Raw genomic sequence first — 11,434 nt, forward strand, 5'->3', positions numbered from 1 at the left:
CGGGAGAGCTGGAGGGTCGCCTGCCGTGCAGGCGTGCTCTCTCGCTGTTATCGACAATCAGAGGGCAGCCTGTACCACAACGGGCAACTGAAGGAGTGGCATGATGACGAGTGGCTTGCGCAAGGGTTTGACGAGCTATGGCGATGCCGGCTTCTCGCTGTTCCTGCGCAAGGCGTTCATCAAGGCGATGGGTTATTCCGACGACGCGCTGCAGCGCCCGATCGTCGGCATCACCAACACCTATAGCGACTACAATCCCTGCCACGGCAACGTCCCTGAGATCATCGAAGCCGCCAAGCGCGGCGTGATGCTGTCGGGCGCGATGCCGTTCGTGTTCCCGACCATCTCGATCGCCGAGAGCTTTGCGCATCCGACCTCGATGTATCTGCGCAACCTGATGGCGATGGACACCGAGGAGATGATCCGGGCCCAGCCGATGGATGCGGTGATCGTGATCGGCGGCTGCGACAAGACGCTGCCGGCGCAGGTGATGGCGGCGATCAGCGCCGACCTGCCGACCGTGGTCATTCCTGTGGGCCCCATGGTGGTTGGCCATCACAAGGGCGAGGTACTGGGCGCCTGCACCGACTGCCGCCGTCTGTGGGCGAAATATCGCGCCGGTGACATGGATGATGCCGAGATCGAGGCGGTGAACGGGCGCCTGGCGCCGTCGGTCGGCACCTGCATGGTGATGGGAACGGCTTCGACCATGGCCTGCATGATCGAGGCGATGGGCCTGTCGCTGCCGATGAGCGCGACCATTCCCGCGCCGCATGCCGAGCGCTTTCGCCTCGCCGAGGCGAGCGGCAGGGTCGCCGCCGAGATGGCCAAGACCAAGGGGCCGAAGCCGAGCGAACTCTTGACGCCGGCGTCGTTCAAGAACGCGCAGGTCGTGCTCCAGGCGATCGGCGGCTCGACCAACGGCCTGATCCATCTGACCGCGATGGCGCACCGCTCGCCGCACCGGCTCGATCTCGAAGCGTTCGACCAGATCGGGCGCGAGGTGCCGGTGCTGGTCGATCTCAAGCCGTCCGGCGAGCACTATATGGAGCATTTCCATCACGCTGGCGGCGTGCCGAAACTTTTGGCGCAGCTCGGCGATCTCGTCGATCTCGACGCGAAGACGATCGCGGGCCAGACGCTGCGGGACGTCGTCGCAAATGCGGAGGACGTGCCGGGCCAGGACGCCATCCGTTCGCGCGATAATCCGATCAAGCAGGAAGGCGGCCTCGCCATCCTGCACGGCAATCTCGCGCCGCGCGGCGCCGTCATCAAGCAATCGGCCGCGAGCCCGAAACTGCTGCAGCACACCGGGCGCGCCGTCGTGTTCGAATCCGTCGAGGACATGACCTTGCGGGTCGACGATCCCGATCTCGACGTGAACTCCGACGACGTGCTGGTGCTGCGCAATGCCGGTCCGAAGGGCGCGCCGGGCATGCCGGAAGCCGGCTATCTGCCGATCCCCAAGAAGCTCGCGCGCGGCGGCACCAAAGACATGGTGCGCATTTCGGATGCGCGCATGAGCGGCACCGCGTTCGGGACCATCGTGCTGCACATCACGCCGGAATCCGCCGTTGGCGGGCCGCTGGCGCTGGTACAGAACGGCGACATGATCCGCCTCGACGTTGCCAAGCGCAGCATCGAGCTGCTGGTCGGCGCTGCCGAGCTGGAACGGCGTCGCGCCGCCTTGAAGCCGGCTGCCGCGCCCGAGGAAGCAAGGCGTGGCTACGCCTGGCTGTTCAACGAGACCATCCTGCAGGCCGACGAGGGCTGCGACTTCGATTTCATGCAGAGGACGGGGCCCGCGAAGGGCTGAGCCACCGCCGCGTGGCCGCTACTTCCCCTTGCTGGTGAACTTCTTCACGGCGGCGCGGAACGCCTCCGTGTTCATCGCCATGATGATCTTGTGCTCCTCGGCATCCAGCTGCTGCTTCACCGCCGTGGTCGCGGCCTGGTAGACCAGCTGCTTGGTGCCGGCGATCGCCGCCGGCGGGTTCTGCGCCAGCCGTTCGGCAAGCTGCCGCGTAGCCGCCTTCAGCTCGGTTGCGGGAACGGTCTTGGCGACAAGGCCCCATTCATAGGCCTGCTGCGCGGTAAAATTGTCCTCGGCGAGAAAGATCTGCAGCGCCCGGCGCGATCCGACCGTGCCGACGATGCCGACCGTCGAGCCGCCATCCGGCGACACCCCGATCTTGGCATAGGCCGGCGTGAATTTAGCGTCCTCTGCCGCGATGCAGAGGTCGGTGACGAAGGCGAGGCCCATGCCGGCGCCGGCGGCCGAGCCGTGCACGCTGGACAGGGAGATCTTCGGCATGCGCCTGACGATCTCGATGAAGGCATGATAGTGCTTCAAGAGCTCGCCGACGACAGGCGTCACCGTGCCGGCTTCAGCGGCGGCTCCGATCGTCTGCAAATCGCCGCCGGCGCAGAACGCACGGCCTTCGCCTTCGAGCACGACGACGCGGATCGCGTCCGCGCCTTCGATATAGGCTGCGAGCTGTTCGAGCCTCTGTGCAATCGCAAGGTTGATGGCGTTGAACGCGGCAGGGCGGTTCAGCGTGATGGTCGCGATCGGGCCCTCGATCCGCAGCAGGGCGGGATCATCGGGCTTTGAGACGGGAGCGGTCATTTGGAAAATCTCCGGCAGGAGGTCGAGGTTCGAACTAAATCGCAGAAGGGCAGGGGTGACAATCCCCGGCCGCCGCTCTTGCGCCGGGCGGAACGATAGGCTCAAATGGGGCCGCTTTCGCCAAGGGACGGACACGAGCGCCGGCTCCTCGCAAGGCCAGCAACCAAAATCAGCGAGAGAGGAGACGGCATGGGTCACGCTCGTGTCTTCCGGAAATGGGCTGTCCGATGACCGGCGGTCCAGTGATCATCGTCGGGGCCGGCCATGGCGGCTACCAGGTCGCGGCGTCTCTGCGCCAGGCGGGCTTTGCCGAGCGCATCTGCCTGATCAACGACGAGGCGCATCTGCCCTATCAGCGGCCGCCGTTGTCCAAGGCCTACATCAAGGGCTCGGCCGGGCCGGAGAGCCTGATGTTCCGGCCCGAGAAGTTTTACCAGGACCAGAAGATCGAGCTGATCGACGGCCGCGCCGTCTCGATCGACCGCGCGGGGCGCAAGGTCCTCCTCGCCTCGGGCGAGACGCTGCCTTACGGCCACCTCGTGCTGGCGACGGGCGCGCGCAACCGGCTGCTTGATTTGCCGAATGCCAATCTGCCCGATGTGAAATATTTGCGCATCCTCGACGACAGCGAGGCGCTGCGGCGGATCATGCCGTCGAAGAAGCGCGCCGTGATCATCGGCGCCGGCTTCATCGGCCTCGAATTCGCCTCCACCGCCCGGATCAAGGGCCTCGAGGTCGACGTGCTCGAGCTCGCTCCGCGCGTGATGGCGCGGGCGGTGACATCAGAGGTCTCGGACTATTTCCAGGCACGGCATCGCGAGGCCGGCATCCGCATCCATCTCGGCGTGCAGGCCACCTCGATCGAGGCCGAGGGCGGCAAGGTCACCGGCGTTTCCTTGAGCGATGGCCGGCATCTGCCGGTCGACCTCGTTGTGGTCGGGGTCGGCGTGCTGCCGAACATCGAGCTCGCGGCCGAGGCTGGGCTTCCGGCCGCGGCCGGCATCATCGTCGACGAATATCTTGCCACGGCCGATCCTGACATCTCGGCGATCGGCGATTGCGCGTTGTTCGCAAGCCCGCGCTTCGGCGGCTCGCTGCGGCTGGAATCGGTGCAGAACGCCACCGATCACGCCCGCTGCCTCGCGGCGCGGCTGACGGGCGACAAGAAGCCTTACGACAGCCATCCCTGGTTCTGGAGCGATCAGGGCGACGACAAGCTCCAGATCGCAGGGCTGACGACCGGCTACGATCGCGTCGTGCTGCGCGGAGACCCTGCCAAGAAGGCGTTCTCGGCGTTCTGCTACAAGGGCGAGAAGCTGCTCGGTATCGAATCGATCAACCGCGCCGGCGATCACATGTTCGGCCGCCGCTTGCAGGCCATGGACCGCTCGATCACGCCGGAGCAAGCCGCGGACGAGAGTTTTGACCTGAAGAGCGCGCTGGCGTGAGTTTCTTCTCCCTCGCCCCGCTCGCGGCAGGGCTATCGCATATGAGGCAGCCTCCCCGCGGCACATCCTTCGAGACGCCCGCCATTGGCGGGCCCTCAGGATGAGGGCGGAGTGCGCGACCGCAGTTTCAAAGCACATCGACGCAGTCCAGCCTCATCCTGAGCCCCCAGCTCCGAAAGTGGCGCTGCACACGGAACCATGAACCACCTGCCAGACGTCGTCTGACAGGTGGTTCATGGAGAGGAGACCGCGAAGCGGTCGTCTCGAAGGACGAGGCGTTGCTCTGTCGTCGCCGGGAAGCATATGCGATTCCCCTGCCGCAAGCGGGCGAGGTGAAGACAGCGTCTCGCTACAAAATCGCCGCCACTTCCTTCGCCGTTGGCATCGACGGCCCGGCGCCCATGCGCTGCACGCTGATGGAGGCGGCGGCGTTGGCGAAGGCGAGGGCGGCCCGCAAAGGCACATCGTCGGCCAGTTGTGCGGCCAGCGCGCCGACAAAACAATCGCCGGCGCCGGTGGTGTCGAGCGCCTCCACCACACGGCCGGGCACGGCGATCTCCTCGCGCCCCGCCAGCGCGAGCACGCCGCGCCTGCCGAGCGTGACGCAGATGGTCTGGTCCTCGCGCGCTTGAAGCTGCCGGGCCACAGCAATGATTCTCGCGGCCTCGTCGCTCTCGGAGAGCTCGCTGCCTGCGAGGAAGCCGAGCTCGGTTTCGTTCAGCACGAGGATGTCGACGAGCGTGAGCAGCTCGCGGGACATTGCCTGTGCCGGCGCGGGGTTGAGCAGCGTCGTGGCCCCGGCGGCACGGGCGCGGTGGAAGAATGCGGCGATGGCCGGCAGCGGAACCTCGAACTGACTGACGGCGACGTCGCCCGCCAGCAGCGGCACGACCTCGACGTCATCAGCGCCAACCAGCCCGTTCGCCCCGGGAATGACGACGATGGTGTTGTCGGCCTCCGCCACCGTGATGATGGCCGTGCCGGTGTGCGCCTCCGCCGTCTCCTGGACATAGCCGAGGTCGATGCCCTGCTCGCCGAGAAAGGCCTTCAGCTCGCCTCCGAACGAATCTTTCCCCAGCCGTCCGATCAGCGTGGTCCGCGCGCCGAGCCGTGACGCCGCCACCGCCTGGTTCGCGCCCTTGCCACCCGGAAAATACAGCACCTGCTTGCCCGCGACGGTCTCACCGACGCGTGGATGGCGATCGGCGATCGCCACCACATCCATATTGATGCTTCCGGCGACGAAGACGCGTCCCATGGGAGACCTCAGCGACCGCTAGACCCTGACCTCGAACTCGTGCCTGACCTTGGCGATGTCGACAAGCGTCGGCAGACCGGCCTCGTTGCCGAGGCGCTGGATCTTGAAGGTCGAGGCGGCGCGGGCAAAATCGAAATGCTCACGCCAGCTTTTGCCGGGATGGGCGAGATAGGAATAGACATAGGCGCCGTGGAACACGTCGCCGGCGCCGTTGGTGTCGATCACGCGCTCGCGCGGGATCGGCATGGCCGGCATCACCTGCACCGTCCCTGTTTCGTCGTACCAGAAGAGGCCCTTCTCGCCCATGGTGACGCCGCCGATCTTGCAGCCGCGGCTCTTGAGGTAGTCGAGCATCTTCTCCGGCGTCAGGTCCATCTGCTCGCACAGCCGCTCGGCAACGATCGCGACGTCGATGAATTCGAGTAGCTCGTGCGTGTTGGTGCGCAGGCCGCCGCCGTCGAGCGAGGTCAGGATGCCGGCCTCGCGGCACACCTTGGCGTAGTGGATTGCGGCATCCGGCTGGTGGCCGTCGACATGCAGGGCGCGGCAGCCGCCGAGATTGAGCATCGGAAACGGATGGATGTGGTGGTCGTCGCGGCAGCGGACGATGGCGCGCTTGCCGTCCTTGGGCATGATGAAGGAGAGCGAGGACTGGTTGACCTTGCGTCCATGCAGCGAGATGCCGTACTTCGCGCACATGTCCTGGAACATGCGCCCCAGCCAGTCATTGGCTGCGGTCGCGATGAGATCCGGCACGATGCCGAGCTTGGCGCAGCAGAACGCCGCCGTCACCGCATTGCCGCCGAAGGAGACCGCGTAGTCCGAGGCCACGTGCTTTTCGTCGCCGGTCGGCATGTGGTCGGTGATGAAGACGACGTCGATATAGGTCTGTCCGATGAAGAGAGCCTGCATTGCTTGTCCGTGATGCGCTTGTGGTTCCGGCCGGCGGAATTACTCTAGCACCGGTTCCGCTCCAGAGGGACGCTGAAATTATTCGCAAAACCGCCGCCCGAAGCGCTTGAGGTCAGCAAGGTGCCGGAATACGACCATGTCGGGCCAATGCCAAGCCCGGACAAGCGCCGTCTTTCGGTCCGTGGGTTCCAAGTCGATCAAATGGGTGCAGGATGATCACCGGCCTCGATCACATCGTCGTTCTGGTGAGTGATATCGGTGCGGCCAAGACGGCGTATCAGTCGCTGCTCGCCCGCGCGCCGGCCTGGCAGAACTCCGGCGAGGGCGCTGACCGGGTGCTGTTCACCCTCGACAACGTGACGATCGAGCTGATGGCGCCGAGCGGCTTCAGCGTCACCGCCGACCGTATGCGCGCCCTGCTCGACGACCAGGAGGGCGTGCTCGCCAGCCTGTGCTTTCGTGTCGCAGACATCGGCAAGATGCACCGCCGGCTGGAGCGGGTGGCCTTGAGGCCAGACCCGGTCGCGGAGGTCGAAAGCAGCGATGCCGTCACCGACGCCGTGCTGCACTGGAAGCGCACGCGTGCCGCCACCGAGCTCACACGCGGCGTGCGCATGTTCTTCCTCGAGCTGGCCGACGAGCGGCCGAAGTCGGTCGCGACCGACATCGCGCCGATCGACGCACTCGACCACGTGGTGATCACCACGGAGGATTCCGATCGCGCCGCGGCGCTCTATGGCGCGCGGCTCGGGCTGGACCTCGCGCTCGACCGCTCCCACCAGGACTGGGGCCAGCTGATGTTCTTCCGCTGCGGCGACCTCATCGTCGAGGCGGTGCGCCGCCCGGTGGCGGGCGGCGATGCCGCGCATGACCGGCTCTGGGGCCTGAGCTGGCGCGTCGCCGATATCGACGCCACGCGCGCCCGCCTGATCGCTGCCGGCCTCGACGTCAGCGAGGTCCGCAACGGCCGCAAGCCGGGCACGCGCATCATGACCGTGCGGAATGGCACCTGCGGGATCCAGACGGTGCTCTTGGAGCGCTCGCCGAAGCCGGCGGATTGAAAGACCCACTCTCGTGTCCCGGACGCGCTGCAGCGCCCTTGCGCTGCTGCTGCAGAGCCGGGACCCAACAGAAGCTACACGAAGCATTGCCGCAATATGGGCCCCGGCTCTGCAGCGCATCGCTGAACCGGACGATGCTTCGCATCGCCGGGGAAGCGCTGCGCTGCGTCCGGGGCACGAGATCGTTCTCAAACGCCCGCCCGCATGTTACATGCCTCCTACAGCACCCAGCGAGCACCCGGTTTGGCAAAGGCAAAGCGAACTCTGAAATGGCAGCGTGACCCCGAGGGGATGCGGCTGCGCATTCTCGAAGCCGCCAAGCAGGAGTTTTCCGCCCACGGGCTCGCCGGCGCGCGCGTCGACCGCATCGCGGCCAAGGCCGGCGCCAACAAGCGCATGCTGTACTATCACGTCGGCAACAAGGACGAGCTCTATCTCGCCGTGCTCGAAGGCGCCTATGACAAGATCCGCAGCGAGGAGCGCGGGCTCGATCTCGAACATCTCGATCCGCCCGAGGCTATCCGGCGCCTGATCGAGTTCACCTGGAATTACTTCCTGCGCAACCCCGAATTCCTGTCGCTGCTGCAGACCGAGAACCTCGCGCGCGCCAAGCACCTGAAGAAATCGACCAAGGTCAAGTCGATGCACTCGCCCTTCGTCGAGATGATCCGCACCGTGGTGCGGCGCGGCGTCGAGTCTGGCGACTTCCAGGTCGCGGTCGACCCGGTCCAGCTCTACATCTCGATCGCGGCGCTGAGCTTCTTCTATCTCTCCAACTCGGCGACGCTCAGCGTGATCTTCGGCCGCGATCTCTTGGACAAGAAGGCCAAGGACGAGCGGCTCGCCCACATGTCCGGTCTCGTGCTGGCCGCGCTGACCGGGCGTTCGGCGGAGCTGCTCGAGATCGTCAAGGCGCCGAAGTCGCGCGGCGCGGTGGTGCAGACGGTGTAGCGGCGTCGTCCGTGCGCCGGTGGATATAGCGTCCGCCGCTTCCTCAATCTCCGTCGTCATTTGCCCGCGAAGGCGGGCAATCCAGTAATCACCAGCGTCTCGGATCAATCACGATCGTCGCGGCGTACTGGATTCCCCGCCTTCGCGGGGAACGACACCGAGGGTGGGGCAGTCTCGTGCCCCGGACGCAGCGCAGCACGCAAGTGATGCGCTGCAGAGCCGGGGCCCATGCTTCCGCGGAGTGCACAGCCGCTGGGTCCCGGTTCTGCGCAGCAGCGCAAGAGCGCTGCAGCGCGCCCGGGACATGAAAGTGCCAGTGCGGACACTTACCCCAAACCTCGGAACCCGCCGCAAAACGTCACAGGGAAAGCTCTGGACAGTATTTATCCAACGGGTTAATTTCTCCCCGCAACGAAGAAAATGCCGGGAGTGAAAATTGGCCGAGCCGAAGCCGCAAGGTGCGGTGTCCAAGATGCTGAATGCGGCCTGGGTTCGGCCGTTCTTGTTCCTGGTCTTCATCGTCGTCGCCTGGGATCTGGCCATCCGGCTGTTCAGAATCCCCGCCTACCAGATCCCGTCGCCGCTCGACGTCGTCGCGGTGCTGCGTACCGACTGGCCGGAACTGCTGCGCCAGTCCTGGCCGACAACCTATGCGACGGTCTGCGGCTTCCTGCTGTCGGCGCTGTTCGGCATTCCTGTCGCGATGCTGATCGCGGGCTCGAAGACGGTGGAGAGCTACGTCTATCCGCTGCTGGTGTTCTCGCAATCCGTGCCGAAGATCGCGATCGCGCCGCTGTTCGTGGTGTGGTTCGGCTTCGGCATCATTCCCAAGGTCATCTCGGCGTTCCTGCTCGGCTTCTTCCCGGTGGTGGTCTCGGCGGTGCAGGGCTTCAAGTCGGTCGATCCTGACATGGTCGATCTCGCCCGTGCGATGCAAGGCAGCCGCTTCCAGGTGTTCCGCGCGGTGAACCTGCCGCATGCGCTGCCGGCGATCTTCTCGGGTCTCAAAGTGTCGGTGACGCTCGCGGTGGTCGGCGCCGTCGTCGGCGAGTTCGTGGGGTCCAATTCCGGCATCGGCTACGTGATGCAGCGCTCGATCGGCACGTTCGACCTGCCGACGATGTTCGCGGCGCTGGTGATCCTCGCGCTGCTCGGCGTGATTCTGTTCTGGATCGTCGACCGGATCGAGAAGCTGGTCATTCCCTGGCATGTCAGCCAGCGCGAGGACGTGATTTTCGCTTCTTAACCAAAGCACAAACGGCCACCAACGGCCGAAACAACAACGGCAAGGGAGAGTGACGATGAAGCGGTTGATTGGGGCTGTCTCAGCAGCGTTGCTGGCGTTTGCGGCCATGCCGGCGCAGGCAGCCGACAAGGTCGTGCTGATGCTGAATTGGTACGTCTATGGCGAGCACGCGCCGTTCTATTACGGCAAGGCCAAGGGCATCTATGCCGCTGAAGGCATCGATCTCGAGATCCAGGAAGGCCGTGGCTCGGCTGCGACCACGCAGGCCGTCGCCGCCAAGACCGCCGACTTCGGCTATGTCGACGTGCCCACCATGATGCGCGCCGCGATCAAGGGCGCGCCCGTGGTTGCGACCGGCGTGCTGCTGCAGACCTCACCGATGTCCGCCATGGGTTTTGCTGACAAGAACATCAAAAAGCCCGAAGACATCAAGCGCAAGACGGTGGCGATCACGCCGGCGGACTCCATGACCCAGATCTGGCCGCTGTTCCTGAAGAAGACCGGCCTGAAGGAGAGCGACTTCAAGACCGTCGCCGGCGACGGCCAGACCAAGCTCAACGCCGTCATCAACGGCCAGGCTGATCTGTTGCTCGGCTACGTCATGGACCAGTCGATGAAGATCAAGGATGCCACCGGCAAGGACGTCTATCCGATCAAGTTCGCCGACTACGGCATCAACATGGTCTCCTCGGGCATCATCGCCAACACCGACTATGTGAAGGCCAATGCCGATCTGGTCCGCCGCTTCATGTCTGCGACGACCAAGGCGGTCGAAGCCGCCGAGAAGGAGCCGAAGGCCGCAGCGCAGGCGATCCTCGATGCCAACCCCAAGGGCGGCAAGATCGACACGCTGACGCAGGGTTTTGAGTTGACCATTCCGCTCTACCGGACCGCGGAGACCAAGACCAAGCGGCCGTTCCAGGTCACCGACCAGAACATGACCGAGACCGTCAACCTGCTGGTCGAATATGGCGGTCTCGATGCCAAGGCCAAGGAGAACCCGAAGGCGTTCTACACCAACGACTATCTGCCGAAGAGCGGCTCGTGAGCGACCAGCATCCGCTGCGTGAGAGAGCTGCGATGAATCCCGCGACCAAGCCAATCGACGTGCAGCCGGCCGCGCATCTGAGACTGGTGAGCGACCGGGCCGGCGATGCGTCGGGCATCAAATTGTCCGGCGTGTCCAAGACCTACCGGACGCGCGACGGCGACGTGCCGTCGCTGCGGCCGCTCGACTTCCACATCGACGACGGCGAGTTCTTCGTCGTGGTCGGCCCAAGCGGCTGCGGCAAGTCCACGCTGCTCAAGCTGATCTCGGGATTGCTGCCGCCGACGACGGGCGAGGTCCTGGTCGAGGGCGAGAAGGTGACGAAGCCGCACGGCAATGTCGGCATCGTGTTCCAGAACGCGCTGCTCCTGCCATGGCGCAACATCCTCAACAACGTGATGCTGCCGATCGACATGAAGCGGCTGCCGCGGCAGGAATATCTCGACCGCGCCAAGTCGCTCTTGAAGCTGGTCGGGCTCGAAGGGTTTGAAAAGAAGCTGCCTTGGCAGCTTTCCGGCGGCATGCAGCAACGCGCCTCGATCTGCCGCGCGCTGGTGCACGATCCCAAGATCATGCTCATGGACGAGCCGTTTGGCGCGCTGGACGCGCTGACGCGCGAGCGCATGAATGTCGAACTGATGCGGATTCAGCGCGAAACCAGGAAGACGGTGCTGCTGATCACGCATTCGATTCCGGAAGCCGTGTTCCTCGCCGACCGCGTCCTCGTCATGACCGAGCGTCCCGGCGCGGTCGCCGCGATCTACGACGTGCCGCTGCCGCGCCCACGCTCGCTCGACGTGATGGCCGATCCGGTGTTTACGGAGCTGGTGCAGCGCATCCGCAAGCATTTCTTCTCGCAAGGTGCGTTGGATTGAAATTTA

10 protein-coding genes are annotated in these 11,434 nt (G+C 65.3%); 7 read left to right on the top strand and 3 right to left on the bottom strand.

Going from position 1 to position 11,434, the window contains the following annotated elements:
- The first annotated feature begins 103 nt into the window (after positions 1–103).
- Positions 104–1,816 carry an IlvD/Edd family dehydratase gene (locus CVM73_RS00235; RefSeq protein ID WP_167406566.1) on the top strand — a complete coding sequence of 571 codons (1,713 nt, stop codon included), beginning with the start codon at positions 104–106 and terminating at the stop codon, positions 1,814–1,816.
- 18 nt (positions 1,817–1,834) lie between these two features.
- Here the strand turns inward: CVM73_RS00235 and CVM73_RS00240 are convergent, their stop codons facing one another.
- Positions 1,835–2,629, bottom strand: coding sequence for an enoyl-CoA hydratase/isomerase family protein (locus CVM73_RS00240; protein WP_167406528.1), 795 nt, complete (start codon positions 2,627–2,629; stop codon positions 1,835–1,837).
- A gap of 227 nt (positions 2,630–2,856) precedes the next feature.
- On the opposite strand from CVM73_RS00240, the gene CVM73_RS00245 reads away from it, so the two are divergent.
- Positions 2,857–4,077, top strand: coding sequence for an NAD(P)/FAD-dependent oxidoreductase (locus tag CVM73_RS00245; protein WP_100230019.1), 1,221 nt, complete (start codon positions 2,857–2,859; stop codon positions 4,075–4,077).
- Between the two features lie 349 nt (positions 4,078–4,426).
- On the opposite strand, the gene CVM73_RS00250 is transcribed toward CVM73_RS00245, so the two are convergent.
- Positions 4,427–5,335, bottom strand: coding sequence for a ribokinase (locus tag CVM73_RS00250; protein ID WP_100230020.1), 909 nt, complete (start codon positions 5,333–5,335; stop codon positions 4,427–4,429).
- Positions 5,336–5,353: 18 nt separating this feature from the next.
- Positions 5,354–6,247: a sugar kinase gene (locus CVM73_RS00255; protein ID WP_100230021.1), complete on the bottom strand. Its 894-nt coding sequence runs from the start codon at positions 6,245–6,247 to the stop codon at positions 5,354–5,356.
- Between the two features lie 212 nt (positions 6,248–6,459).
- Here CVM73_RS00255 and CVM73_RS00260 point away from each other — a divergent pair, with 212 nt between their 5' ends.
- From CVM73_RS00260 to CVM73_RS00280, 5 genes are all read left to right on the top strand, one after another.
- Positions 6,460–7,308 carry a VOC family protein gene (locus CVM73_RS00260; RefSeq protein ID WP_100230022.1) on the top strand — a complete coding sequence of 283 codons (849 nt, stop codon included), beginning with the start codon at positions 6,460–6,462 and terminating at the stop codon, positions 7,306–7,308.
- Positions 7,309–7,551: 243 nt separating this feature from the next.
- Positions 7,552–8,259: a TetR/AcrR family transcriptional regulator gene (locus CVM73_RS00265; protein WP_208639155.1), complete on the top strand. Its 708-nt coding sequence runs from the start codon at positions 7,552–7,554 to the stop codon at positions 8,257–8,259.
- 436 nt (positions 8,260–8,695) lie between these two features.
- On the top strand, positions 8,696–9,505 hold the full coding sequence (locus CVM73_RS00270) for an ABC transporter permease (RefSeq protein ID WP_100230024.1): 810 nt from the start codon (positions 8,696–8,698) through the stop codon (positions 9,503–9,505).
- Positions 9,506–9,560: 55 nt separating this feature from the next.
- Entirely contained in the window at positions 9,561–10,553 is a 993-nt protein-coding gene (locus tag CVM73_RS00275; protein ID WP_167406529.1) for an ABC transporter substrate-binding protein, read from the top strand.
- Positions 10,554–10,585: 32 nt separating this feature from the next.
- Positions 10,586–11,428 (top strand): ABC transporter ATP-binding protein, encoded by an 843-nt coding sequence (locus CVM73_RS00280; RefSeq protein ID WP_100230379.1) that lies wholly within the window; start codon positions 10,586–10,588, stop codon positions 11,426–11,428.
- The last annotated feature ends 6 nt before the right edge of the window (positions 11,429–11,434 follow it).

The organism is Bradyrhizobium forestalis (assembly GCF_002795245.1).
Lineage (GTDB): Bacteria > Pseudomonadota > Alphaproteobacteria > Rhizobiales > Xanthobacteraceae > Bradyrhizobium > Bradyrhizobium forestalis.

What these genes read in the sequence shown, in the direction of transcription:
- CVM73_RS00235 (WP_167406566.1), top strand. Translation starts at nt 104, where the DNA reads ATGACGAGTGGCTTGCGCAAGGGTTTGACGAGCTATGGCGATGCCGGC.
- CVM73_RS00275 (WP_167406529.1), top strand. Translation starts at nt 9,561, where the DNA reads ATGAAGCGGTTGATTGGGGCTGTCTCAGCAGCGTTGCTGGCGTTTGCG.
- CVM73_RS00260 (WP_100230022.1), top strand. Translation starts at nt 6,460, where the DNA reads ATGATCACCGGCCTCGATCACATCGTCGTTCTGGTGAGTGATATCGGT.
- CVM73_RS00245 (WP_100230019.1), top strand. Translation starts at nt 2,857, where the DNA reads ATGACCGGCGGTCCAGTGATCATCGTCGGGGCCGGCCATGGCGGCTAC.
- CVM73_RS00280 (WP_100230379.1), top strand. Translation starts at nt 10,586, where the DNA reads ATGAATCCCGCGACCAAGCCAATCGACGTGCAGCCGGCCGCGCATCTG.
- CVM73_RS00255 (WP_100230021.1), bottom strand. Translation starts at nt 6,247, where the DNA reads ATGCAGGCTCTCTTCATCGGACAGACCTATATCGACGTCGTCTTCATC.
- CVM73_RS00240 (WP_167406528.1), bottom strand. Translation starts at nt 2,629, where the DNA reads ATGACCGCTCCCGTCTCAAAGCCCGATGATCCCGCCCTGCTGCGGATC.
- CVM73_RS00250 (WP_100230020.1), bottom strand. Translation starts at nt 5,335, where the DNA reads ATGGGACGCGTCTTCGTCGCCGGAAGCATCAATATGGATGTGGTGGCG.